The sequence below is a fragment of the Kribbella sp. NPDC104740 genome (genome assembly GCF_055583505.1).
In genome coordinates this window covers 728,248-753,369 of sequence record NZ_JBVJNV010000003.1, presented here as the reverse complement: position 1 = coordinate 753,369, position 25,122 = coordinate 728,248, and the positions used below count along the sequence as shown (strand labels likewise).

19 protein-coding genes are annotated in these 25,122 nt (G+C 70.2%); 14 read left to right on the top strand and 5 right to left on the bottom strand.

Features of this window, described 5'->3' with window-relative positions; all coding sequences use genetic code 11:
* Positions 1-21: 21 nt before the first annotated feature.
* From ACZ6Z4_RS19720 to ACZ6Z4_RS19710, 3 genes are read left to right on the top strand one after another with little or no spacing between them, the layout of a single operon-like run.
* A complete protein-coding gene (locus tag ACZ6Z4_RS19720; protein WP_465566002.1) occupies positions 22-2,418 on the top strand; it encodes a helix-turn-helix domain-containing protein in 2,397 nt (798 codons plus the stop codon).
* A 46-nt stretch (positions 2,419-2,464) separates the two neighbouring features.
* Positions 2,465-4,834, top strand: a complete 2,370-nt coding sequence (locus tag ACZ6Z4_RS19715; RefSeq protein ID WP_465565999.1) for a helix-turn-helix domain-containing protein — start codon at positions 2,465-2,467, stop codon at positions 4,832-4,834.
* Between the two features lie 39 nt (positions 4,835-4,873).
* Positions 4,874-7,249, top strand: coding sequence for a helix-turn-helix domain-containing protein (locus ACZ6Z4_RS19710; RefSeq protein WP_465565996.1), 2,376 nt, complete (start codon positions 4,874-4,876; stop codon positions 7,247-7,249).
* Here the strand turns inward: ACZ6Z4_RS19710 and ACZ6Z4_RS19705 are convergent.
* Positions 7,235-8,137 (bottom strand): LysR family transcriptional regulator, encoded by a 903-nt coding sequence (locus tag ACZ6Z4_RS19705; protein WP_465565993.1) that lies wholly within the window; start codon positions 8,135-8,137, stop codon positions 7,235-7,237. The genes ACZ6Z4_RS19710 and ACZ6Z4_RS19705 overlap by 15 nt on opposite strands.
* 262 nt (positions 8,138-8,399) lie before the next feature.
* Between ACZ6Z4_RS19705 and ACZ6Z4_RS19700 the strand changes: the two genes are divergently transcribed.
* Entirely contained in the window at positions 8,400-9,269 is an 870-nt protein-coding gene (locus tag ACZ6Z4_RS19700; protein ID WP_465565991.1) for a LysR family transcriptional regulator, read from the top strand.
* Here the strand turns inward: ACZ6Z4_RS19700 and ACZ6Z4_RS19695 are convergent.
* Positions 9,262-10,086 (bottom strand): aldo/keto reductase, encoded by an 825-nt coding sequence (locus tag ACZ6Z4_RS19695; RefSeq protein WP_465565988.1) that lies wholly within the window; start codon positions 10,084-10,086, stop codon positions 9,262-9,264. The two genes, ACZ6Z4_RS19700 and ACZ6Z4_RS19695, sit on opposite strands and share 8 nt — an antisense overlap.
* A gap of 62 nt (positions 10,087-10,148) precedes the next feature.
* Positions 10,149-11,234, bottom strand: coding sequence for a winged helix DNA-binding domain-containing protein (locus ACZ6Z4_RS19690; RefSeq protein ID WP_465565984.1), 1,086 nt, complete (start codon positions 11,232-11,234; stop codon positions 10,149-10,151).
* 44 nt (positions 11,235-11,278) lie between these two features.
* Between ACZ6Z4_RS19690 and ACZ6Z4_RS19685 the strand changes: the two genes are divergently transcribed.
* Entirely contained in the window at positions 11,279-12,328 is a 1,050-nt protein-coding gene (locus ACZ6Z4_RS19685; RefSeq protein ID WP_465565979.1) for a hypothetical protein, read from the top strand.
* Here ACZ6Z4_RS19685 and ACZ6Z4_RS19680 read toward each other — a convergent pair.
* Positions 12,226-12,717 (bottom strand): RDD family protein, encoded by a 492-nt coding sequence (locus tag ACZ6Z4_RS19680; protein ID WP_465565976.1) that lies wholly within the window; start codon positions 12,715-12,717, stop codon positions 12,226-12,228. The genes ACZ6Z4_RS19685 and ACZ6Z4_RS19680 overlap by 103 nt on opposite strands.
* Positions 12,718-13,041: 324 nt before the next feature.
* Here ACZ6Z4_RS19680 and ACZ6Z4_RS19675 point away from each other — a divergent pair, with 324 nt between their 5' ends.
* From ACZ6Z4_RS19675 to ACZ6Z4_RS19660, 4 genes are read left to right on the top strand one after another with little or no spacing between them, the layout of a single operon-like run.
* Complete coding sequence (locus ACZ6Z4_RS19675) at positions 13,042-14,016, top strand: ABC transporter ATP-binding protein (RefSeq protein WP_465565973.1); 975 nt, start codon at positions 13,042-13,044, stop codon at positions 14,014-14,016.
* Positions 14,013-14,846 carry a hypothetical protein gene (locus tag ACZ6Z4_RS19670; protein ID WP_465565968.1) on the top strand — a complete coding sequence of 278 codons (834 nt, stop codon included), beginning with the start codon at positions 14,013-14,015 and terminating at the stop codon, positions 14,844-14,846. The genes ACZ6Z4_RS19675 and ACZ6Z4_RS19670 overlap by 4 nt, the downstream gene beginning before the upstream one ends.
* A 36-nt stretch (positions 14,847-14,882) precedes the next feature.
* Entirely contained in the window at positions 14,883-16,847 is a 1,965-nt protein-coding gene (locus tag ACZ6Z4_RS19665) for a hypothetical protein (RefSeq protein WP_465565965.1), read from the top strand.
* A complete protein-coding gene (locus ACZ6Z4_RS19660; RefSeq protein ID WP_465565962.1) occupies positions 16,847-17,032 on the top strand; it encodes a hypothetical protein in 186 nt (61 codons plus the stop codon). The genes ACZ6Z4_RS19665 and ACZ6Z4_RS19660 overlap by 1 nt, the downstream gene beginning before the upstream one ends.
* Positions 17,033-17,181: 149 nt before the next feature.
* On the opposite strand, the gene ACZ6Z4_RS19655 is transcribed toward ACZ6Z4_RS19660, so the two are convergent.
* Positions 17,182-17,322, bottom strand: coding sequence for a hypothetical protein (locus tag ACZ6Z4_RS19655; RefSeq protein ID WP_363669738.1), 141 nt, complete (start codon positions 17,320-17,322; stop codon positions 17,182-17,184).
* Positions 17,323-17,378: 56 nt separating this feature from the next.
* On the opposite strand from ACZ6Z4_RS19655, the gene ACZ6Z4_RS19650 reads away from it, so the two are divergent.
* The 5 genes from ACZ6Z4_RS19650 (at position 17,379) to ACZ6Z4_RS19630 (ending at position 25,082) form a co-directional block, all read left to right on the top strand.
* On the top strand, positions 17,379-17,564 hold the full coding sequence (locus ACZ6Z4_RS19650; RefSeq protein WP_077018662.1) for a hypothetical protein: 186 nt from the start codon (positions 17,379-17,381) through the stop codon (positions 17,562-17,564).
* A gap of 92 nt (positions 17,565-17,656) precedes the next feature.
* Positions 17,657-19,573 carry a TOMM precursor leader peptide-binding protein gene (locus tag ACZ6Z4_RS19645; protein WP_465565957.1) on the top strand — a complete coding sequence of 639 codons (1,917 nt, stop codon included), beginning with the start codon at positions 17,657-17,659 and terminating at the stop codon, positions 19,571-19,573.
* 85 nt (positions 19,574-19,658) lie between these two features.
* Positions 19,659-21,275: a SagB/ThcOx family dehydrogenase gene (locus tag ACZ6Z4_RS19640; RefSeq protein WP_465565954.1), complete on the top strand. Its 1,617-nt coding sequence runs from the start codon at positions 19,659-19,661 to the stop codon at positions 21,273-21,275.
* Entirely contained in the window at positions 21,272-24,040 is a 2,769-nt protein-coding gene (locus ACZ6Z4_RS19635) for a lantibiotic dehydratase (protein ID WP_465565951.1), read from the top strand. The genes ACZ6Z4_RS19640 and ACZ6Z4_RS19635 overlap by 4 nt, the downstream gene beginning before the upstream one ends.
* The gene (locus tag ACZ6Z4_RS19630) at positions 24,030-25,082 is read left to right on the top strand and encodes a thiopeptide-type bacteriocin biosynthesis protein (protein ID WP_465565948.1); all 1,053 of its coding nucleotides are present in this window, start codon (positions 24,030-24,032) and stop codon (positions 25,080-25,082) included. The genes ACZ6Z4_RS19635 and ACZ6Z4_RS19630 overlap by 11 nt, the downstream gene beginning before the upstream one ends.
* The last annotated feature ends 40 nt before the right edge of the window (positions 25,083-25,122 follow it).

Below are 25,122 nucleotides of genomic sequence, written 5' to 3'. Positions count from 1 at the left end.
GCTCCGCCGTACGATGCGCACGTGCCCGCCCCGGTAACCCCTCTGGCCGCTTTGCTGCGCCAACTCCGCAGCAGCGCAGGCCTGACGCAGGAGGCCCTCGCCGATCGCGCCGGCCTCAGCGCCCAGGCGATCAGCGCCCTCGAAGGCGGTCGCCGCCGCTACCCCCGCGCGGCCACGGTGGAGCAGCTGGCCGACGCTCTGGCGCTCGGCGCTGGTGACCGGAGCCGACTCACTGCGTCGGCTCGGCGCCCCAGAAGCCCCGCGGCAGGGACCAAGAGTCCTGGCGCACTCCCACCACCCCTGGCCGACTTCACCGGTCGGGCACCCCAACTCGATGTCCTGACCGGCCTCCTGAACGCGCCACTCGCGGCCTCGCCCGGCATCGTCGTGTCGGCGATCGGCGGAATGGGCGGCGTCGGGAAGACCGCGCTGGCCCTCCAGGCAGCACATCTGTCAGCTGACGCGTTCCCCGATGGCCGGCTCTACCTCAACCTCCGCGGCACGGTTGATCCGCTGACAGCAGGGGAGGCCCTGGCGGCGCTTCTGTCGATGCTGGGCGTCAGACCCGAGGCCGCCGGCGATCTCGACCTGGTGTCCATGCGCTACCGCACGGCTCTGGCCGGACGACGGATGCTGATCGTCCTGGACGACGCCACAAACGTCGAGCAGGTCCTCCCGCTGATGCCAGGCGTTGCCGGTGTGGTGGTGGTCGTGACCAGCCGTCGCCGGCTGACCGGCCTGCCTGGAGCACACCACGTCGAGCTGGATGTGATGACAGAGGGCGAAGCCCTCGACTTGCTGGGACGTGTCGCCGGTACCGCCTGTATCGAAGCCGACCCGGACGCCGCGCGGCAGGTCGTGCACAGCTGCGGGTTGCTCCCGTTGGCCATCCGTATCGCGGGCCGGCACGTGGAGAGGACCGGTAGTGGACTTCGGGAGCTCGCCGCCGAGCTGGCCGAGGAGTCCGGAAGGCTCGAGGTGCTCGCGGGGACGGCAGGAGGTGTCGCTCGCAGCATTTCGCTGTCGCTGGACACGCTCGGAGCAGGTGACGCCGTGGAGCGGTCCGCGGCCGAGATCTTCCCGCTGCTGGGAGCGCTCGAAGGAGATCGCTTCCCGTTACGTGTGGCAGCGGCCGTTCTCGGTCGTTCGCAGGCCGAGACCGAGGAGTGCCTCGAACAACTCGTCGACGAGCACCTGCTGGAGACTCCGGCGCCGAACCAGTACCGGATGCACGATCTCGTCCGAGCGGTGGCCCGGGCGGGTCTGGGACCGCAGAGCGCATCCTTGGAGGATCCCCGGCGTCGGGAGATCGAGTGCTACCTCGCGATGCTGTGGCGGTTCGACGAGCTGACCGGCGGACCGGACCGGTACCGGTCGAGGGGGCCGCGGTCCTGGGCAGCGGGTGCCGAAGATGTGCAGGACGTCGACCTGGCAGCCGACTGGCTCGAGGCGGAGCTGCCGAATCTTCTCCGGCTTGTACGGCGTACCGCGCGCGGAGGTCAGGAAGGGCGCACGGTCGCCGTCCGGATGGCGCTGGGTCTGCCGAAGCTGTCCGGACGCCTGCTGCGATTCGGTGAGGCACATCAGGCACTGCGGCTGGTCGTGGATCTCTCGGTGGATCTGGAGCCTCGGATCGAGCTGGGGCTGGTGTACCAGATGGGCTTCTCGTACAGCACTCTCGGTTTGTACGAGCAGGCCGTGCCGTGGCGGCTGCGCGCTCTTCCGATGGCTCGGGAGCTCGGTGACCCGTGGGCGCTGGCGGCAGTGCTGATCGATCTCGGCTACAACCTGGGCCGTTCCGGACGGGCGGCCGAGGGACTGCCGTACGCCGAGGAGGCGCTGACTCTGGTCGAGAAACACCCGGAGGCGAGCATGCTCAGGGTCGGTGCCCTGATCGGTTTCGGCGCGCTGAAGGGGTGGACGGGCGACCTCGACGGGCAGTGGGCGGCGTTCCAGGAGGCGATCGAGCGGATGCCAGCGAGGGGCGCTCCGAGAGCCGACGCCGTGCATCGCAACCTGATCGGGCACGCGCTGACCGAGAGCGGGAATCACCAGGCGGCGGTCGCGGTGCTGACCGACAACCTCGATCAGGTACGCCGGCTCGGCGCGGAGGTGGTCGAGTGCGACGCCCTGGAGGTGCTGGGCCTCACCTGGTTGGCAGTCGGTGATCACCTCAAAGCCCGCGAGGTCCTCGAGGCCGGGATCGCAGTCGCGGTGCGGTACCCGGCGGACCTGCGGGAAGGGCGGCTTCGGCACTATCTCGGTCGCGCGTTCGCCGGTCTCGGGCTGGTCGACGACGCCCGCGAGCAGTGGGAGCTGGCGCTGACGCAGTACCGGCGGGTCGCAGATTCCCGCGCCGAGGAGGTCTTGGAACTGCTTTCCGAGGTTCAGACGGCCAGCGAACAGTACGACGGCTGAACGCTCATCTCTCGGCCACCGCGCCAGGCCGCCGTACGATGCGCAGGTGCCCGCCCCTCTGGCCGCTTTGCTGCGCCAACTCCGCCGACGAGCCGGCCTCACCCAGGAGTCGCTGGCCGACCGCGCCGGGCTCAGCACGCGAGCCATCAGCGCCCTCGAAGGTGGTCGCCGTCAGTACCCCCGGCCCACCACCATCCGTCAGTTGGCCGAAGCGCTGGACCTCGATGAAGCCGACGCTCGCCGGCTGACGGAATCCGCCCGCCGCCCCAGTGCGGGCGATCGCGGTGTGTCGCGCCACCTCCCACCAGCGATCCCCGACTTCACCGGCCGCGTCACCGAGCTCGACGACCTCGTCACCCTCCTCCGCTCGCCGTACGCCGCCAGTCCCGGCATCGTCATCTCCTCCATCGGAGGTATGGCCGGCGTCGGCAAGACCACCCTCGCCGTGCAGGCCGCGCACCAGACCTTCGACGCTTTCCCCGACGGTCACCTCTACCTCAACCTCCGCGGAGGTGGTGACACGCCGCTCTCGACCACGGACGCACTCGACGCCCTGCTGCTGGCCCTCGGGCTGCCGCCGGCCGGTCCGTCGGCACAGGTCGAGATCACCGCCGCCCGCTACCGAACAGCGATGGCCGGCCGTCAGATCCTCTTGCTGCTGGACGATGTCGCGAGTGTGGAGCAGGTGACCAGCCTGATGCCCGGTACGCCGGGCGCGGTAGTCGTCCTCACCAGCCGGCACCCGCTGGCGTCCTTGCCGGGCGCCCGTCATCTCGGGCTGGAGATCCTGACCGAGGACGAGGCCCTCGAGCTCCTGACAGCGGTGATCGGCCGACCGCTGCTGACCAGCGAGGAGCCGACGGCCCGGGAAGTCGTACGCCGCTGCGGCCTGCTGCCGCTCGCGATCCGCATCGCCGGCGGCCGCGCGAAGACGGCCGGCTTGGAGAACCTGGCAGCCGGCCTGTCCGAGGACCGCGGTCGCCGGGAGGTCCTGACCGGTCCGGCAGCCGAGGTGGGCCGCAGCATCAGCCTGTCCCTCGACCACCTGATCCGCACCGCCCGTCCTGTCGAGGTCGCCGCGGCGGAGTCGTTCCCCGCGCTCGCCCTGTTCGACGGCGATCGTTTCCCCCTGCGCGCTGCGGCGAAGGTCCTGAACCGTTCGCTGGACGACACCGAGGACCTCCTTGAACGCCTGGTCGACGTACAGCTCCTGGAGACACCGCTGCCGCATCAGTACCGCATGCACGACCTCGTCCGGGAGACCGGCCGGGCCCTCGCCGCCGAGACGCTGTCCGAGGCGGAGATCGCGGACGTGGGTTCGCGCGAGCTGGCCTGCTACGTCTCGACGCTCTGGCGCTGGAACGAACTGCGCGGAGGTGCGGAGAGGTTCGGCTCGGCGACCGGTGTCGCCTGGTCGACCGGTGCCGAGGAGCTCGACGACGCAGAGCCGGCTTTGAGCTGGCTGGAGGCCGAGCTGCCCAACCTGGTGAGGCTGGCCCACGCCGGGGCGACCCGCGACCGTTCCGGTGACAGGCTCCTCACCGTCCGGCTGGCGTTGGGGATGCCGATCCTCGCGGTGGCTCTGGGGAGGTTCGCCGAGGCGAGGTCCGCGATCCTCGCGGTGACCGAGATTCCGGACGAGCTGCCGGAGGACCAAACCATCGGGCGGCTCTACTGGGCCGGCGTTCTGGCCAGCGGGATGGGACTCTACGAGGAGTCGGAGCCGTGGCTGCGACGGGCGTTGGCGGAGGCGCGCAGGCTGGGCTCGACGGTCGACATCGCGTGCTGCCTGGTCGACCTCGGCTACACCTTGGGATGCCTCGACCGGCCGGCCGAGGGAATACCGTACGGCGAGGAGGCGCTCGCGCTGGTCGTCGAAGCCGGTCTGACGGTCTACGAGGTCGGCACCAACGTCGCCGTCGGTTCACTGGCCGGGCGAGTCGGCGACTTGGAGCGCCAGCAGTCGGCGTTCGACCGTGCACTCGCCCTGATGCCCGAACGCTCGAAGCCCGGACCGGCGGCGATCCACACCTCGATGATCGGACGCTCCTACCGGGAGAGCGGCCGGTACGACGTCGCGGCCACAACGCTGCGCGCCAACATCGTCGCGACGCGGGACCAAGGGCTGGAGGTCCTCGAAGCCGACGCCCACGAGGAACTGGGATCGACCTTGCTGGCCGCGGGCGAGTTCATCGAAGCCGAACAGGTCCTCAGAGCCGGCCTGCAGATCGCCGTCCGCCACCCCACGGAGAACCGCGAAGCCCCGGCGCTCCACCTCCTCGGCCGGACGCTCGTCGCCCTCCACCGCGAAGCCGAGGCCGAGTCGATCTGGGAGCGTTCGATCCAGCTGTACGAGCGCCTCGGCGACCCGCGGTCCGAAGAGGTGCGGGAGTTGCTCTCCGGTCTTCGAGGCTGACGCTTGCCGCTTCAGCATGATGGATCGCAGGATGAGCCGGTGGATCCTCGTCCCGGTTTCGCTCGGTTTCTTCAGGAGTTCCGTGCTGCCGCCGGGCTGACCCAGGAGGCTCTTGCGGCGCGCTGCGGTCTCAGCGCGCAGGCCATCAGCGCGTTGGAGAACGGGCGTCGGCGCTACCCGCGGTCCTCGACCGTCGAACAGCTGGCTGATGCGTTAGGTCTTGGAGCAGAAGACCGTCTTCGGCTGGTCGAGGCTGCCCGGCGGCCCAAGGTTCCCGGCGCCGTTCGGGGTGCCGTACCGCGGGATCTGCCGCCTCCGGTCGGCGACTTCACCGGGCGGTCGGAGCAGGTGGGCGCGCTGCTGGACCTGGTCAGCGATCCTCTGGGGGCCGCGCCGGGGATCGTGCTCAGCGCGATCGGTGGGATGGGCGGGGTCGGCAAGACCGCTCTGGCTGTGCAGGTCGCGCACCTGGCCGCCGACGTGTTCCCCGACGGGCAGCTCTACCTGAATCTCCGCGGCGCGAGCGCGGACCCGATCAGCAGTGCCGCGGCGTTGAGTGCCCTGCTCGACAGGCTCGGACTGACGTCTGCGGCCTCGGACGACGTCAGCGTCTCGTCGGCGCGCTACCGGACGGCGTTGGCCGGCCGTCGGCTGTTGCTGCTGCTGGACGACGCGGCGAGCGTCGAGCAGATCCTCCCGCTGCTGCCTGGCACCCCTGGTGTGGTCGTTCTCGTCACCAGTCGCTCGCCGCTGACGACTTTGCCGGGTGCTCGACAGCTGACTCTCGACGTCCTGACCGAGGACGAAGCGCTGCAGTTGCTCGAGGAGATCGCCGGTGTGGAGCAGGTGCTCGCCGCCCCTGCGGCCGCGGTCGACGTCGTACGTCGCTGTGGCCTGCTGCCGTTGGCGATCCGGATCGCAGGTGCGCAGGCACGGTCCAGCTCGCTGCCGGAGCTGGCCGTTCGCCTGGCCGATGTGGAGGGCCGGTCCGATGTGCTGACCGGGCCGGATTCCGAAGTACGACGCAGCTTGTCCCTGACGCTGGATGGGTTGGCGCGCAGCCAGAGCCGAACGGATGCCGACGCCGCGGCCGCATTCCCCACGCTCGCTTTGTTCGACGGCGAACACTTTCCGCTGCGCGCGGCCGCGGCGGTTCTGGACCGGTCGCTGGACGACACCGAGGACCTGCTCGAACGACTGGTCGACTTCCACATCCTGGAGAGCCCGGGTCTCCATCAGTACCGCCTGCACGATCTCGTGCGGGAGATCGGCAGAGACACAGCCCGTACGACGCTCAGCGAGCGCGACCACGCGGAGCTCCGCCGACGAGAGCTGGCTTGCTACGCCGCTGTGCTCTGGCGCCGCGCGGAGCTGGCGGAGTCCACTGACCGGTACGGCGCCCGTTCCGGCCGCTGGGCCGAGGGTGCGGACGATCTGGTCGACCTCGATGCGATCGTCGGTTGGCTGGCGACCGAGTTCGCCAACGTCCGCAGGCTGATCGAACGAGCTGCGGCGGAGCCCGCCCTGTGGCTCCTCGCCGTACGGGCCGCGCTCGGCATGCCGATGCAGGCGGCCCAGGTGATGAGGTTCGCCGATGCCCGGGCGGCGCTGACCGCGGTGGCGTTGCTCCCGATCGAGCTGCCGGTTTCGATGGAGCTGGGCAGGCTGTACTCGACCGCGCTGATGTGTGGCTCGCTCGGGCTCGACGAGGAGGCGCTCGACTGGCTGTGGCGAGCGTTGCCGGTCGCGCGGGCGCAGGAGGACGCGGAGGATCTCGGACGGCTGCTGATCGACCTCGGGTTCGCCCTCGGCCGCCTCGGCCGCCTCGGCCGGCCGGTGGAGGGTCTGCCGTACGCCGAGGAGGGACTCGCGGTGGTCGCCGGGCTCGAGCGCACGCGCTTCAGGTCCGCCGCGTCGTTGACCGTGGGGGTGCTGGCCGGGCAGGTCGGCGATCTCGAGCGGCAGCGGACGGCGTTCGCCGAGGTGCTGACGCTCGCCGACCCGCCGGCGCCGGGGATCTACGCCGTCCACAAGTCGATGATGGCGCGGGCGCTGCGTGAGACCGGTCAGTACGAGGCCGCCGTCGAGCTGCTCCGGGCCAACCTGCTGGAGATCCAGGGGCTCGGGGTGGAGGTGATCGAGGTCGATGCCCTGGTCGAGCTCGGAGCGGCGTACCTCGCGATGGGGGACTTCGCTCAGGCTCTGAAGGTGCTCGAACCCGGTCTGGCGATCGCTGCGCGGCATCCGGCGGAGCATCGGGAGGCTCCGCTGCTGAAGCTTCTCGGCGAGGCGCTCGTCGCTGCCGGGAGAGTGGAGGAAGCGCGGGAGGCGTGGCGGCGGGCGGCGACGCTGTACGACCTCGAAGCGGATGCGCGGGCTGACGTCGTACGAGAGTTGCTGTCAGAGGTCGAGTGAGCCGGCGGTCTCCGCCAACGTCTTGAGGGTTGCGGTGATCAGCGGGTGATCCGCGCGCGCTCGCCGGGTCGCCGCCAATACTCGGCGGGTCGGGGTCGGCGGCTGAAGAGGCCGGATCGCCGCGAGCGTGGTGGGCGGCAGCGTGAGGCGCGGGACCAGCGAGACCCCCGCGTTCGCAGCGCACAGCGCCGCGACTGAGCGGAAATCGTCTGAGGTGTGGACGATGCGCGGCTGGAAGCCGGATTGTTCGCAGGCGAGGAGGACGACGTCTCGGATGGGGTTGCCTACCGAGGTCATCACCCAGTCGTCGGTGGCCAGGGCCGTCAGGTCGACCGGGTCCGGGGAGAGAGCAGCGGGGTGCGTCGGAGGGAGGACGGCGACGAACGGCTCGGCGTACAAAGGGGTGAGGGTGAGGCGGTCGTCGTGGGGGGAGCCTCGGTGTTCGACGGTGACGGCGAGGTCGACCTCGCCGTCGAGGAGTTGGGTCAGGGCCTGGTGGCCTTCGGCGTCCTGGATGACCAGGCGCAGGCCGGGGGTGGAGTCGCGGAGGCGGGCCAGGGTCGGTGCGACGAGGAGGCTGATGGCGGTGGCGAAGGCGGCGATGCGGAGTTCGCCGGTGGTGCCGTCGGCGTAGAGGCGCATGGCGTCCTCGGCGCGTTCGACCTCGGTGAGGATGGTGTCGGCGTGGGTGAGGAGGAGGCGGCCGGCCGATGTGATGGCGACGCGGCGGCCGCGGCGTTCGAGGAGTTCCTGGCCGACTTCGGACTCGAGGGCGGCGAGTTGTTGCGAGACGGCCGACGGGGTCAGGTGCAGGACCTCGGCGGCCGCCGTCACGGTGCCGTGGTCAGCAAGGGCCCGCAGTACTCGCAACCTGCGCACTTCGATCACGCCGATCAGCTTCGCACACGCTCTGCCGGGAGCGGCGGGCCCAGCGCAGCACCGCGCGCAGCGGGTGGCGGGGCTCGACCTCCACGTGCGGTACGACGGGGGCGTTGGGCAGGGCGGAGTCGGCTTCGCGGCGGACCTTCTCGATCACTGTCACTGGGAAGACGTACACGGTGGTTCCTTTCGTCTCTTCGACGGTAGGTACGACCGTGTTGATACGTCCAATGAAACCTTCCCGAAGAGTTGATGCGTAGGATGCATGAACATGGAGCTACGCCAGCTGCGGTCGTTCGTCGTCGTCGCCGAGGAGCTGAACGTCGGCCGGGCGGCGACCCGGCTGCACCTGACGCAGCCCTCGCTGAGTCGCCAGATCGCCGCGCTGGAAAGGGATCTCGGCGTCGAGCTGTTCGCCCGGGTGAAGAAACGGTTCGTGCTGACCGCGGCCGGCGCCGCGTTCCTCGACGACGCGCGCGACCTGCTCGACCGGGCAGCCGACGCGAGGAACACCGCCCAGCGCACCCAGCGCGGTGAGGTCGGGACGTTGCGGCTCCGCTTCGTGCAGTCGGCGACGTTCGAGGCCCTGCCGCGGTTGCTCGGCGCCTTCCGTACGGCGTACCCGGACGTCGTGCTCGACCTGGAGACGATGACGACGCTCCAGCAGACCGAGGCGTTGCGCGACGGCCGGATCGACGTCGGCCTGCTCCGCTTCCCGTACGACGAACCGCGGCTGCGCTCGCAGGTCGTCTCCGAGGACCGCCTGGTCGCCGCGCTCCCCGCCGCGCACCGGCTCGCGAAGCGGCGCAGGGTCGCGCTGAAGGACCTCGCCGAGGACGACTTCATCCTCTACACCCGCGCGACCGGCCCGTCGGTGCACGACGTGATCGTCGGCTACTGCCAGGCGGCCGGGTTCACGCCGCGGATCACCCAGCAGGGCGCCGACGTGCAGACGATCGTGTCGCTGGTGGCCGCCGGGCTCGGGGTGTCGTTGCTGATCGCACCGACCCCGCCGATCGACCCGGCGGCCGTCGTCTACCGCGAGCTGTCCGACGACCTGCCGCCGTGGCAGCTCTCGGTCGCCTGGGCTCCGGGCAACGAGTCACCCGTGCTGCGGCAGTTCCTTCAGTTGCTCAGTTGAAGACGTCGGGGTCGTCGCCGACCCGGACGCCGGTCTCGAGGTCGGCGATCGCGGCCATGTCCTCGTTGTCGAGCACGAAGTCGAACACGTCGATGTTCTCGGCGATCCGCTCCGGCGTCTTCGACTTCGGGATCACCACGTTGCCGAGCTGCAGGTGCCAGCGGATCATCACCTGCGCCGCGGACTTGCCGTGCTTGCCGCCGAGCTCCTTCAGCACCGGGTGCCCGATCAGCTCACCGGAGGCCAGCGGGCTCCAGGACTCGGTGGCGATGTCGTTCTCGGCGTGGAACGCGCGCAGCTCGTCCTGCGGCAGCGCCGGGTGCAGCTCGATCTGGTTCACCGTCGGGCGGACGTCGGTCTCGTCGAAGAGCCGCTGCAGCGCCGGGAGGTGGAAGTTCGAGACGCCGATCGCGCGCACCCGCTGGTCGGCGTACAGCTGCTCCATCGCCTTCCAGGTGTCGACGTACTTGTCCTGCTTCAGCGACTGCCAGTGGATCAGGTACAGGTCGACGGTCTCCAGGCCGAGCTTGCCGAGGCTCTTGTCGAACGCGCGCAGCGTCGAGTCGTAGCCCTGGTCGCTGTTCCACACCTTGGTGGTGACGAACAGCTCCTCGCGCGGTACGCCGGACTGCGCGATCGCGCGGCCGACACCTTCCTCGTTGCCGTAGATCGCGGCCGTGTCGATGTGCCGGTAGCCGGCCGCGAGAGCGGCCTCGACGACACCGGTGACGATCCCGTCCGGCACCTGCCAGACGCCCAGGCCCAGCTGGGGGATCTCGACGCCGTTGTCCAGAGTGATCGTGGGGACTGTGCTCATCTGCCTATTCCACTGGGCCGGAGGTCTCCAGCCCAGTCATCCGACGTGTGACAACAACCTCATCAACTGGCCGTAACCACCGTGTAGGTCTTCGCATCCGGCTCCAGGAAGCGCAGCAGCGCCTCACCTTCACGCTCCAGAGCGGTGATCGTGCGCTTCGCCGCCGGTTCGAACGGGGTCAGCGTGAGAGTTGCCACAGCGCGTTTCTTGTCGGCCGTCCACAGGCCCGCGACCTGCCCGTCGACGAGGTACGTCGCCTTCACCCGCAGGTTTTTCGTGAACACCGCCGGGCGATAGGCGTCGGCTATCACCCGCTCGCGCTTCGCGTACGCGAGCAGCAGGTTGTCGAACTCGGGCAGGAACCGCACCGGCGCAGGGGTTTCCGGGTCGGGCCGCGGAGCCGCCGGTACGTCGTACAGGGTGCGGCCGTTCTCGTCCTCGAAGCGTTCGAGGTCGGCGATCTCGAACAGCTTCTTGGCCGCAGGCAACCCCGACCAGGTCTGGAAGTCGGCCGGCGTCGCCGGCCCGAACGCGTCCAGATATCGGATGACCAGCTCTTCCGGTACGGCGGACAGCAGCGGTTTGCGGCCGATCCACTGGTCGGCGAGCGTGAAGCGCGAGTTCGCGGTCCAGCCCCAGCGGGTGTCGGCCGGGTACATGACGAGCGGCACCATCATCCGCGTGCAGAACCCGAGCGCGCGGTCGTTCACGTCGGGGAACTGCTGCTGCAGGGCGTCGCGTACCTCGGTGAACGTCAGTGGTTCCTTTGTCAGCAACTTCCGCGCCGCGGCGACGACCTTGTCGGGCTCCAAGCCCTCGCCGCGTTCCTTGAGCATCTTCAGCCCGGCTTCGAGGACGGGCGCCAGCGTCGTGCGGAAGCGGAGGTAGTCCGCGGCGGTCACGAGATGCAGGGTGCCGCGATAGAGCGACGCCCGCACGAGCTCCCGCGCCTCGACCGCCGCCGTCAGGTCGCCGTCGGCGAAGCCGTCGAGGCGAGTCCACAAGCCGACGTACGGGTGCTTGGCCTCCTGCCCCTGCATCCCGGCCAGCCGGCGCACGGCCTCCACCGGGCCGACATCAGCTCGCTCCAGCAACATCTGCCGAGCCAGGGTCGCCCGATTGATCGCCTGCGCACTCAGGACCGCCATGAAAACATCCTGCACGACCCCACCGACAGATGGTCTGATGAGCCGTGATCAAGACTCGCCTGCACGCCACACTCGAGCCGGTCAGGCCTGGCGACGAGCTGGTGGACGTGTCGCCCGGGCCGGACGGTGAGCTGATCGGCGTGTGGGCGAATGCCGACGACGTCGGCGTACTGCGGAGCACGCCACCCTTCGTTGCCGGCCGCCCGTACGTCGGGGACGTGATCGAGCGGCCGGTGGATCTCCGGGTCGTGCGGCACGCGCCGGAGTCGACCTTGCTGGCGGAGATCACCGGGTTCCGGCGGCCGTTCGTGACCGCGCAACCGATGCCGGGCGGGCAGGTGCTGGTGGTGAGCACGACGGCCGACTGGAGCGCGGACGGCGTCCGGCCGAACGCGACCTTGTACGACGCCGCCGGGCGGATTGTTGCCGAGCAGGTGTTCGGCGACGGGATCGCGCTGGTCCGGACGACGTCCTCGGGGCAGATCTGGGTCGGGTACTTCGCCGAGGGGATCGACGGCGATCCGGCCGCGGATCCCGACGTGATCACCTGGGGATCGCCGGGGGTGGAGCCGGTCGGGGCCGCCGGGCTGGTGCGCTTCGGCCCGGACCTGGAGCGACGCTGGGAGTTCTCCGGTCCGGTGCGGATTCAAGAGCTCGAGACCCTGACCGTCGAGGGAGAGACAGTCTGGGCGTCGTACGACAACGACTTCCCGGTGGTCCGGATCTCCGGCGACGAGGTGCAGACTTCGGCCAGCCTCGACGAAGGAGTGTTCGCGGTCGCCGTAGCGGGGGAGCGGGTCGCGCTGTTCCTCGAGCTGCCGGACCGCATCCAAGTCGGCCGTCTGGTCGCGCCGTCCGATGGTCCGACCGTGCCGCGGCTGGGGCTCGGCGAGGTGGAGATCGAACGCGAGTACGCCATCGATCTTCCCGAGAGGGCGCAGATGTTCGGATGCGGTCCCGACCTGCATGTTGTTGCAGGGCGGGACTGGTTTCAGCTCGACGGTTTGTGGGAGACCCGCGTCCCCGCGAGCTTGTCGGCGTACGTGCGCCGGTTGCGGAGGATCGCCGCGGCTTGGAGGCCGAGGGCAACGTAGGCAGCCGAGGCCAGGACGGCGCCTCGGCGGGTGTTGTCTGCTCGGAACTCCCAGACTGCTTGGTGGCCGAGCTCCCAGGGGACGGCGGTCTTCGCGACGGTGCGGAGGAGGGTCTGGCGATAGGTCGGATCTGCGCCCGATTCGTCACGGACGGTGAGACCCAATGCGCGTTTGCCGGGGGAGCCGCCGGTGGCTTCGGCGGCGGCGAGGGCGGCGCTCAGGGGGAGGGTGAGGCCGGCTGCGACGAGCACTCGGGCCTTGGCCGGGGACACGTCGGGGAGGGGGCGGTTGCGGTGGCGCTGCAGCGTGATCGCGGCGAGGGCGGCCAGCGGGACGGCCATGGCGGTGTAGTCGATGGCGGTGGCCAGGGCTCGGCGTGCGGTCGGCATGGGGTGAGGTTACGCGACCGGTGCCGGAAGGCCGCGCCACGCGGTCGACTGGACAAAAAGGCGTTACCACGAAGAGTGATTGTCAAATGATCATTTCAAGCGAATAGTCAAAGGCTACTGAAACACTCGGCATAGCCGAAAGTTGGTCCAGATTTCCCTTGCCTGCTTGACGATCTGTTGACAAACATGGGCAGAACGAAAGAAGTTCTCGCCGTCGGAGAAACGTTCTGTTAGCCTCGTGCCCGGCTGGGGAGCCTGAATTGGGTGCGATTTGTTGAATGATTTTCACCTGTTCAGGAATGAGACCCGAGAGGCAGGTTTCCCGTGCCCACCGAGACCGTTCAGCCACGCCCGGACAGCGTCGGCGCGGCCACCGCGACCGTCGAGGTCGCGGGGGTCCGGAAGCGCTTCGGCAAGGTCGAGGCCCTGCGCGGGGTGAGCCTGGAAGTGCTGCCCGGGCAGGTCTACGGCCTGCTCGGCCCGAACGGCGCCGGCAAGACGACGCTGCTGCGGATCCTGCTCGGCCTGGTCCGCCCGGACGACGGGACGGTCCGCGTCCTCGGCCGCCCACCCGGTACGCCGGAAGCGCTGCGCCAGGTCGGCGCTCTGATCGAGACCCCCGCGTTCGTCCCGCACCTGTCCGGCCGCACCAATCTCCAGGTGCTGGCTCGCGCCAAGGGCCTGCCCGACACCGAGGTCGACCGCGTCCTCGAGGTCGTCGAGCTGCACCAGCGCGGCAACGACCGCTTCACCGGGTACTCGCTCGGCATGGGCCAGCGCCTCGGCGTCGCCGCCGCGTTGCTCGGTGACCCGAAGCTGCTGATCCTCGACGAGCCGACCAACGGCCTCGACCCCGAAGGCGTTGCCTCGATGCGCGCGCTGGTCCGCTCGCTCGGAGCCGGCGGTACGACGGTGCTGTTCTCGTCGCACCAGCTCGGCGAGGTGCAGCAGATCTGCGACCGGGTGGTGGTGATCGACCGCGGCCTGGTGCTCGCCGACGACACCGTGACCGCGATCCGGGACCGGCCCGGCAGCGTCACGCTCGACGTGTGGGCGACGCCCGCCGACCAGGCCGCGCGCGTTCTCGCGGAGTACACAGGTCAAACGCCAGTTGAGGATGGAGACGCCGACGACCGGCACCTGCACCTCGCCTCGGCGCCGGACGACGTACCAGGTCTGATCCGCGCATTGGTTGCCGCAGGCATCGACATCCACGAGGTTCGGCGCGAGCGCCAGACCCTGGAGGGTGTCTTCTTCGCCCTGACCAGCCACGACGACGACCCGACGGAGGAGTCATGATCGACGCGGTCGCCGCCGAAAGCCTGCTGCTGCGCAAGCGGATGGCACCGGTCGTGATCGGGATCGCCTGGATCCTGATGGTGGTCGGGTTCGCCTTCGTCGTGCCGTACATCATCTACAGCGTTCTCGACCCGTCCGACGCCGGCCGCGCCGAGCTGCTCGACATCCTGCTGCCGAACGCGGTCGCGTCCACCTCGCTGAGCAGCTACCCGCTGTTCGGCGGCGCGATCATGCTGATCCTCGGAGTGCTGGTGACCGGTTCGGAGTACCGGTGGAACACCTGGACCGCCCGCTTCAGCCAGGGTCCGGGCCGGGTGCAGGTGCTGCTGGCCAAGTTCGTGGTCGCGGCGAGCGCCACCACCTTGATCGCGCTCGCGGCCGCGGCCGCGGCAATCGCTTCGTCAGCGATCATCGGCGCGGTCGAAGGCCGAGCCGCCGACTGGCCGTCGGTCGGCGCACTGCTCGGCTCGCTCGGTGCCGCAGCGCTGATCTCGGCCGCCTGGATGAGCGTCGGGGCCGCTCTCGGTGTCGTCTTCCGCGGTACGACGGTCGCGCTCGCCGCCGGTCTGCTCTGGACCCTCGGCCTGGAGAACGCGCTCTCCGGTCTGGCCGGGATCCTGCCCGGTCTCGAACCTGTCCGCTACGTCCTGCTCGGTTCGGCCAGCGGTTCGCTGGTCGGCGGCCTGGGCGCACCCACGCAAGGCGACGGCGGGACTCCCGGCGTCGTCGACTACCTGAACGTTCCCGCGGCCTGTCTCGTTCTGGTCGCCTACATCGCCGTGAGCACCACCGTCGCCGCCGTCCTGATCCGGCGTCGCGACATCAGCTGAGCCCCGTACCGCCTTCCTTCCGCCCGAGGAGCGACCGTGACCAACCCGCCCGATGAACTCGTCCGTCCGCGGATGCGCCAGGACGTCGCCTTCCTGGAGACCCTCGACGGGGTCTACGTCCGGGGTGCCGACGGCCCCTTCGTGATCCGCGGCGCCGGCGCGTACCGGTACCTGTCGGCGCTGCTGCCGCACCTCGACGGCAGCAAGGCGCTCGGTGAAATCGTTGCCGGGCTCCCCGAGGCGCACGTCGGGGCGGTGAAGTCGTTGCTCGGGACGCTGGCCTCGCGCGGGGTCGTGCTCGACGGCGTCGGCGCGGAGATCGCCGAGGAGGTGCGGGCGAGCTATCCGAGCCAGATCGCGCTGCTCGAGCACCACGGCGACGACGGGAGCGGGTTCGCGCGGGTCGCCGCAGCTCGGGTGGTGGTGATCGGCGCCGACGACGAGGCGACCGGGACGCTCGCGGCCGCGCTGAGCGCCAACGGGGTCGGCTCGGGAGCCGAGGGCTTCGTGAAGACCACGGCGGAGCCGGCCGACCTGGTGTGCTTGGTGGCGCTGGACGGACCGTCGCCGGAGCTGTTCGCCCTTGCTGAGCAGGCCCGAGAGACTGGTACGGCGTTCCTGCCGCTCGTACGGGTGGGTGATCAGCTGGTCGCCGGGCCCTGGCAGGGGTCGGTGTCGATCCAGTCGGCGCTGCTGCGGATGAGCGACAACGCGATCGCCGGTACGGCGGAGTTGTGGCAGGCCGCGGTCGCTGGTCCGTCGACGGCTCCGGCGCGGGCTGCGCTGCCTGGGGTGGCGGCGACGATGCTGCTGAACGTCGCGGGGTTCGAGATCTTCAAGCAGCTGTCCGGCGTGATGGCGTCGGATCTGGACGAGATGGTCGTGCTGGTCGATCCGGACCGGCTGACAGTGCACACCGAGCACGTGGTCGCGCATCCGGCGGTTGAGGTGCCCAGGGCCGCGACCCCGGGGGAGGCGGCCGACAGCGTGGAGACTGCTTACCGGCGGTTCGACTCGGTCGTCGCGGACTCCACAGGTTTGATGCGGCGGTTCGACGACGACGCCGTGCCGCAGATTCCGGTGAAGACGGCGGTGCTGCTCGCTCCTGCTGCAGATGCAGAGCCGCTGGTGTCGTTCGGCGTCGAGACGGTGCTGGAGGCTCGGCTGGCAGCGCTGGAGGCTGCGGCGATCCGCTACTCGCTCAACCTGCATCGGCGCTGTCAGCTGCTGCAGGAGCCGGCAGCTGATGCGGAGTACGTCGTACCGGAGCTGCTGGAGACCTGGCTGGGTGTCGGGCCGGCTCGACCGCACCAGGTCGCGGCGACCGAGGTAGGGACCGGTCGAGCCCTGGCGGTGGATCGGGCGGCGGTGCTGGCTGGGCCGCTGGACTGGAACGCTGCTGAGTTCGAGCCGGATCTCAGTGGGCTCGCTGCTGCGCCGACGAAGGCTGAGGCGGTCTCGCGTGCCCTGGTCGCGGCGGCTGGAGCAGCTGCTGTCGCTGCCGTGGCGCGCGGAGAGCTGCCGGTGTCGAGTGTTTCCGACGAGCTGATCGAGCAGGCGCTGGAGCCGCAGCAGTACCGGCGGTTGATGATCCTGGTGAACGAGCTGACGGCTGCTGGGGACCGAGTGTCCTTCCAGTGCGGTCGCGGTGCTGTGCCGGTCGCGGTGGTTGCTGTTGGCAACGTACGGATCGCGCGCTCGGGAGGCTCCTGGGTGGCAGCGGCCGAGGAAGCGCTGCTCTCGGTGGTCGGTGAGCGCCAGCTCGCCGGTACCTCGTTCGCACGCAAAGAACATCGCCTCGGCTTGGATGCCGATCTCAGTGGACTGAGGTCTGACGGTTCCGAGGTGCAGCCCACCGAGCTGACCCGTGCTGTCACTGATGAAGAGATCACTCAGCGGGCTGCCGTTGTCGATCTCACCCCACCCGACCTGATCGGCGTCACGGCCGTCGCCCGGGTGCTGCTCTTCCGCTCGTCCGCCCCCGTAGCGAAGGACTCGTGATGACCGATCTGACCGCCGAACTGCTCTCGCTGGAGAGCGCCACCTTCGAGGTGGAGGAGATCGCCGACGTCGGCATGGAGGCTGCGAGCTGGTGCAGCTCCAGCACCAGTACGTCGAGCTGCTCGTCGTGCAGCACGTCCAGCTGCTGCGGGTGCTCCAGCTGCAGTTGCAGCAGTACCAGCTGACCCAGGTACTGCCTCCCCACAGGTTCCGCCGCCCGGCCGGGCGGCGGCTCCCACCCGCCCAGGAAGGAGGTGAACACCATGGCGCTTCGCGAAGAGCTGCTCGTGCTCGAGACCGCGACGTTCGAGATCGAGGACATCATCGACCTCGGTCAGGACGCCGCCGGCTGGTGCAGCTCGAGCTGCTCGTGCTCCAGCTGCTCGTCCTGCAGCACGTCCAGCTGCTGCTCGACCAGCACCAGCACCGGGTGCGGCGGCGGCTGATCGCTGCCTGCCCGTCGTACCGGTTCCACCCGTTCCGCCCAGACGCGGCTGACCAGCCGCGCAGCAGAAAGAAAGGAAGACCGCCATGAGCACTCAGTCGCTCGGCCTCGAACTGCTCGACCTCGAGGCCGTCACCTTCGAGGTCGACGAGATCACCGACCCGTCGCTCGACCTCGCAGCCACCAGCTCGTCCTGCAGCTGCTCCAGCTGCTGCTCCTGCAGCACCTCGAGCTGCTGCTCGACGAGCACCAGCACCTCCAGCTGCGGCTGACGGTGTGCACGTGAGCTGAGTGCTGCGGACCAAGGGCCCTGGTCCGCAGCATGTTCACCCCCTCCCGCCCCGACCGTGAAGGAGCAGCACCAGTGACGACCTTGGAAGCCCACCCGCCCTCTCCCACGGCGGACCCTGCCGCCCTGGTCACAGCGGCCGGTACGGCGATCGCCGCACTGCTGCCGCCCGGCCCGGTCCTGACCCTGGACCTCGCGGTGCTCGGCCTGCCGGGCCAGGAAGACCGCACCACGATCGGGTCATCCGGAACCACCGTCAGCATCCGCCTCTATGCAGGCACCCTGGTGGTGGCAGCGACCCCGGGTGGCTCTGGCCCTTGTCCTACCTGTTTCGACCGCCGCTGGGTGGTCTGTCGACCTACCGTCGAGCGCCGCATCCTCGATCACCCGCACGGCGTCCTCACCACCGCGTCGACCATGCCCGGTCAGCACGCACTCGCCGTTGCCGCCACGCTCAGCCGGGTCGCCGGCGAGGCGAGTCCCGACGGCCCGGCGTACCCGGTGTGGGAGATCGACACCCGCACCGCCCGCGTCGAGCGCTACGGCCTGATCCGCGACTCCTCCTGCGACGCCTGCGCGCAGCCCGGCCCTGACACCGCCGACAACGCCTGCATCCAACTCGTCCGCACCCCCGCATCGAGCCCCGGCAGCGGCCGCTCCCGCAAGCCCGAAGACCTCGACCTCCCGATGGACGCCCTGGCCAACCCGGTCTGCGGCATGCTCGGCGGCCCCGCGATCCGCGCCTACCACGCCACCGCGACCGCCCCCGCGAGCGGCCACTTCGAGGTCCGCAGCAAGTACGGCCTGCACGAGATGTGGTGGAGTGGCCACGCCGAGAGCTACCGCCGCAGCGAGCTCCTGGGCGCTTTGGAAGGCTTGGAACGTGATGCCGGCCAGCGCCCACGCCGCGTCGACGTCGCGCTGCGCGCCACCCCCGCCGAGCTGACCGTCCCGTACGTCGAGATGGAGCAGTGCGGTCTCTACACCCCGGACTTCTACGTCGGGCACCCCGACAAGTATGTGCCCTGGGCAACCAATCCGAAGGTGCCCTGGGTCTGGGGCTGGTCGGTCCGCGACGACCGCGCGCTGTTGGTGCCGGAGCAGATCGTGTACTACCTCGACCACCGCGAGGACCACCGCAACACCGTGCAGGAGTGCTCGAACGGGTGCGCCTCCGGCAGTTCGGTGACCGAGGCGGTGCTGCACGGCCAGCTGGAGCTGATCGAGCGGGACGCCTTCCTGATCAGCTGGTACGGCGGCCTGACGCCGACCGAGATCGACCTGGACACCGTCTACAACCCGCTGGTCCGGCAGATGCGCGCGCACGTCGACCTGCTCGGCTACGACCTGCGCTGCTTCGACATCCGGGTCGACCTGCCGGTCCCGGCGGTCGGTGCGGTCGCCGTACGGCGTGACGGTGGGCGGGGCACGCTCTGCTTCGCCGGCGGCGCTTCGCTGGACCCGGCGGACGCCGTACGGGCTGCTGTCTGTGAGGTGGCCTCCTATGTGACCGGGTTCGAGGAGCGGGTGACGGAGAGCCTGGACGAGGTGCGGCCGATGGTGACCGACTACCGCAACGTCGGGGAGCTCGCGCACCACGCGCTGCTGTTCGGGATGCCGGAGATGGCCGAGCACGCGCAGCACTGGTTGCGGCAGAGCGAGGTGACGCCGCTGGACGAGGTCTTCGCCGACTGGACCACCGGGCGGGCGCCGGTCACCGACCTGCGGGAGCCGGTCGAGGAGATCGTCGCGCTGTTCGCCGAGCGCGGGATGGACACCGTCGTGGTCGACCAGACCACGCCGGAGCAGCTGGCGATGGGGCTGCGCACGGTGGCGACGATCGTGCCCGGGCTGATCCCGATCGACTTCGGCTGGCAGCGGCAGCGGGTGCTGACCATGCCGCGCACGCTCTGGGCGCCGTACGCCGGTGGCCGGACCTCCCAGCCGCTGACGCCCGAGCAGCTGCACCGGGTGCCGCACCCGTTCCCCTAGCCGCCCGGCGCCGAGAGCCGCCGGGGCCGGCAGGCCTAGCCCCCGCCGTACCCAGTCCACCGTCTTCCGTAGGAGTTGAGCGCAGGTGACCAGCCAGATCGACGCCGCTGCCGGGCCGAGCCGCCCCGCGGTCGCGATGGACTACGCACGCCGGATGTTCGAGCGGCAGCGGGTGCCCCTGCCACCGCTCGGCTTCCAGGTGGACTGGGGTGACCAGCCGTCGCGGCACAAGCTGTACCTGGACGCGCCGAAGCTGCCGCTGCCCGTCCCGTTCGCGCAGTTGCCGTCGCTGGAGGTGCAGGAAGCAGCGGCCCGCGCAGTAGGCCCAGCGGACGACCGGATGCCGTCGCTCGACCTGCTGGCCTCGGTACTCGGCTGCTACGGGCTGATCGACCGCCGTACCGGCTTGAACTGGAACGAGGACAGCGCTGCCAAGCTCAAGCCTGCAGCGCCGGTGTGGGCTCGACCAACGGCGTCTGGTGGGGGCATGTACCCAGCCGAGAGCTACCTGGTCGCCGGTGCCGGGGCGCCGCTGCGCACAGGTGTCTACCACTACGACACCGCTCACCACAGCCTCGATCGGCTCTCGTCAGCGAACCGCTGTGCCGACCTGGCGGCTGCGACCGGCGTAGCGGCCGGGCTGTATCTCGTGGCCACGTTGAAGTTCTGGAAGAACGCGTTCAAGTACAACTCGTTCAGCTACCACGTGGTGACCCAGGACGTGGGCGCGCTGCTCGCCTCCTGGCGGCTGGTCCTGGCTGCGGCCGGTCACGTGGTCGAGCCGGTCCTGTGGTTCGACGAGGCACCGATCAGTACGGCGCTCGCCGTCGACGGCCGCACCGAGGCGCCCTTCGTGGTGGTCCCGCTCGGCCCGGCAGTCACCAGCGAAGCCCAGCCAACGCAGCCACAGCATCTGAGGGTGTGGGAGAAGTCCGAACGCGTCCGTGACTTCGAGCTCGTTGAGCGCGTCCACGCCGCCACCCTGGTCGGCGACCAGCCCCGACCGGTTAAAGCAGCCGTCACCCCGCGGCCCATCACCGGCGAGACTGTCCAGCTGCCGACACCGGACCCAGCAGCGCAGGACCTGACCACCAGCCTCCGCACCAGGCGCTCCAGCTTCGGCCTCTTTTCCGCCTACCCGAAGCTCAGCACCGCCGACCTGGGCGCAGTCCTGGCGACCACCGCCCAGATGACCCGTGCTGGATCGGACATCGAGCCGGCGCCGAGACAGGACCCCTGGACTCGCCTCTGGGTGCTGCCGAACGCAGTGGAAGGCCTGGAGAAGCGTGCCTACGCCTACGACCCCGCAGCCCACCAGCTGATCCGCGCTGGTGAGTTCGACTACCGGGAGGTCCAGCGGCACTACGCGCTGACCAACTACAACCTCAGCGAGGTCGCCGCGGTAGTGGTGATCACCGGTCGGCTGGAGGCGCTGCTGGCGGCGTACGGCGCTCGTGGCTACCGGATGCTCAGCGTCGAGGTCGGCCAGCTCGCCCAGACCAGCTACCTCGCCGCCACCGCCCACGGGCTGGGCATCGGAGCGGTCCTGGGGATCGACAACCTGGCCGCCGACGAGTTCCTGGGGATCGAGGAGACCGACGAGCGCAGCATGCTCTTCCTCCTGCTCGGCCACGAACGCGCCGGCCGGGCCGGCTACGACCACGGCCTGCACCACCGCCCGGCGCAAGGAGACCACCGATGACCGACGTCCTCTCCACCCCCTACAACCCAGACACCGGTACGACGTCCGGCTGGCGGCTCGGCTCCGGCTTCCTGCTGCGGGTCGCCGGGCAGCCCGCCGAAGCAGTCGCCGTACTGCGGACGCCAGCTGCCGTCGACTGGACCGAGCAGGTGCTCGCCGCCGAGGCGGTCCGGGATTCGGTGGCCAGCGAGGTCAGGGAGGCGCTGGAAACCGAGCTGGCTACACGTGACCCGGAGGACCCCGAGCGGGTCGCGCTGATCAACCTGCGCCGGGACGCCTTCAACGGCAGGCGTCCGCGCCCGGCCACGGTGACCAGAGCCGAGCCGCTGCTGCCGGACGCTACCCGCGGCCTCACGCACCAGTGGATCGCGGCCATTGATCGGGTACGAGAGCTGTTCGACCAGGGCGTCGCCGTACTGGGTGAGGACCTGGCTGCAGCACGGGTCAGGGCACGGGAGCTGCTGGCCGACGACAAGCTGCGCAGCGCCGTACTGCTGCAGTCCGAGGTCCTCGAGAAGAACATGGACCGCTACCTCGACCCGAAGCGCAAGGTCGACAAGCACGGCCGTCAGGTCGAGCGGACCCTGCTGGAGCTGCTCTACCGGGCCGCGCTGAAGACCAGCCCGTTCAGCACGCTGACGTCGGTCGGCCTCGGCCGCTTCACCGGCACCGCGACGCGGCCGCGCCCGGAGCCGAGCTCGCTGGAGCAGCGATGCACGGTCCGGCTGAACATCGCCGTCCTGGCCCGGCTGGCGGCCGTCGTACTGGCTGATCCCACGCTGCGCTCCGGACTGCGGGTGAGCCTCGCTCCCGGTGCCAGCTCGGACGGCGAGACGATGCGCTACGTCCGCCGCCGGACCGCGGCCGGCAACGACCCCGACGCGGTTGTTGCCCTAGACAACGTTCACGAGAACCTGTTCTTCCTGCCCAGCGGCCCCGCGCTCGACGACGTCGTCGCGCTGACCCGCGACGACCGGCCGACGCTGGCCGAGCTGAGTCAGCAGATCGCCGCCAAGGCCGAGGGCCGCACAGCGGCCGAGGCCGACCAGCTGATCGGCCACCTGCTCCGGCTGGGCTTCCTGCTCGCGCCGGACCTGCAGATCGACCTGCGGGCGAGCGATCCGACCAAGGTGCTGCTGGCCGCGCTCACAGCGCAGGACCACCCGACCCTGCAGGAGCTGGCCGCGTCGCTGCGAGCCGCGGTCGACCTGGTCGACGCCTACCCCAGTACGCCGGCCCGCGGCCGCGCCGCGATCCTGAACGCGATCCGCGACCACGTCCGGGCCTGCTTCGAGCTGCTCGGCGCCTCCGACCAGCTCGTCCCCCGGACGGTGATCTACGAGGACACGACGATCACCGGCGACGGCCTCGAGGTCGACCGCGGGCTGTGGGAGCGCACGCTGCTGCCGGATCTCGCCGACCTCGCGGACCTGCTGCCCGCGTTCGACCTCAACGTGTCGAGACGCCTGACCACCAAGGGGTTCTTCAAGGCGCGCTACGGCATCGGCGGTGACTGCCAGGACGTGGTCCGGTTCTGCCACGAGTTCCAGCGCGACTTCTTCGACCCCTACACCCGCCGCTCGCTGCGCCGCCGCCAGTTCGACGACGACAACGCGTTCGTGCCGCAGGAGAACTGGTTCAAGCTGCCCGAGATCGTCGCGGTCGACAAGGCCCGCGAGGCCGCGTCGCTGCACCTGAAGGGCATCCCGACCAGCACCGAGGAGATCCGCCTCGGCCCGGGCTTCGTCGACGCCGTACGCCGGGAGCTGCCGCCGGGGCTCGCCCAGCCGTGGTCGTTCTTCGCCCAGCTCGCGGCCGGCGACCGGGAACCCGGCCGGCTGATCCTCAACCAGGCGTACGCCGGCCTGACGCTGATGTTCTCCCGCTTCGCGCACAGCCTCGACGACGGCGCGACCGGCCTGATCAGCGAGATCCTGCGCGACTACGCGCCCGACGGCGCCGTCCTGGCCGAGCTGCGCGGCGGCTACGAGACGACCAACCTGAACGTGCACCCGGCCGTCACGCAGTACGAGATCGTCTGTCCTGGTGACGCGAGCACCCGGCCGAAGGACGAGCAGATCGCGCTGGACGACCTCTACCTCGTGCACGACGCCGAGGCCGACCGGGTGCGGCTGAGGTCGACGCGGCTCGGCCGCGAGGTGGTGCCGGTCTACCTGGGCTTCCTGATGCCGATGGCGCTGCCGGAGATCCAGCAGATCCTGCTCTGCTTCTCGCCCAGCGGGATGGCGCAGATCGACCTGTGGGCAGGGACCGGCGACCCGATCCCCGTCGACGGCATCCAGGCGTACCCGCGGCTGGTGCTCGGCGACCTGGTGCTGCAGCGGCGGATGTGGAAGCTGAACACCGCGGTCTTCCCGTTCCGCGACCCGGCGCACTCCGACGCCGAGCACCTGCTGCGGGTCCGCCGATGGCGGCTCGACCACGGGCTCCCCACGCGGCTGTTCGCCCAGATCGACAACGCGGCGGCCAAGTCGCCGGCCGACGACGGCGCCGCTCCGGACACCCCGGAGACGCCCGGCGCCGAGCGCAAGGCCGGCCGCAAGCCGCTGCCGGTCGACTTCGACAGCTGGATGTCGCTGCAGCTGCTGGAACAACTGGCGCTGGGCGCCGCGTCCCGGATCGTCCTCACCGAGGCGAACCCGGACACCGACGAGCTCTGGCTGACCGACGAGCACGGCCGGCCGCACGTCTGCGAACTCTTGCTCGAGCTCTACGACACCGGGAGGGACTGCGATGACGAATGAGTGGGTGGCCCTGCACGTCTTCTACGCCAGTGACGCCAACCCGATCCTCGTCGAGGCGGTGCGGCCGCTGGTCGAGGAGCTGCGCGAGGAGGAGCTGATCGACCGCTGGTTCTTCATCAAGTACTGGATGGAGGGCCCGCACCTGCGGATCCGGTTCCGGCCGTCCCGGCCCGAGCTGCGCTCCGAGGTGACCCGGCGGGCGACGGCCGCGATCGAGGCGTTCCTGGCCCGCAGACCGGCGCTCTACGACACCGACGTCGAGGGGCTCGGTGACATCTACAAGAAGATGTACCTGGCCGAGTACGGCGAGGAGCGCTTCGTCGAGGAGTACGGCGAGGACGGCCAGATGCCGTTCCGGCCGAACAACAGCGTCGCGCTGATGGACTACGACCAGGAGTTCGACCGGTACGGCGGCCCGGTGGGCATGGAGATCGGCGAGTGGCACTTCGAGGCGTCCAGCGACCTGGTGGCCAAGCTGCTCGCCACCTCCAACACCCACGTCCGCCCGGTGCTGCTCGGCCTGGCGACGCAGCTGTCGCTGCTGACGGCGTACTCGTTCCTGGAGACCGACGAGGCGGTGCGGCAGTTCTTCCAGCGCTACCGGGGGTTCTGGGAGACGTCGTACCAGGAGCCGTCCGACGACTACCACGACTCGTTCGACAAGAGCTTCGCGCTGACCCGGGCGTCGCTGACCGAGCGGGTCGACCGGATCCGGACGATCAGCGCGGGGGAGACCGGGCAGCAGCTGTCCGGGATCGAGCGGACCTGGCTGGCGCACTGCCGGGAGCTGCGCGACAAGCTGGACGGGGAGGCCTCTCGGCTGTTGTTCCCCAGCCGGACCGGTGGCACTGAGCGGGAGCCGATCCTCGATCCAGCGGCCCGGGCAGCAGTGCTGCTGAGCTCGTACATCCACATGACCAACAACCGGCTCGGTGTGGCGATCCTGGACGAGATCTACCTGTCGTACCTGATCGAGCGGGCGCTGGAGCCGGGAGCGGAGCAGGAGCCCGCCGCGGTCGTCGCCGGCGCGGCCACGGTATGACCACCGTCCACGGGCCTGCCGCAGGTAGCTGGCTGGCCGA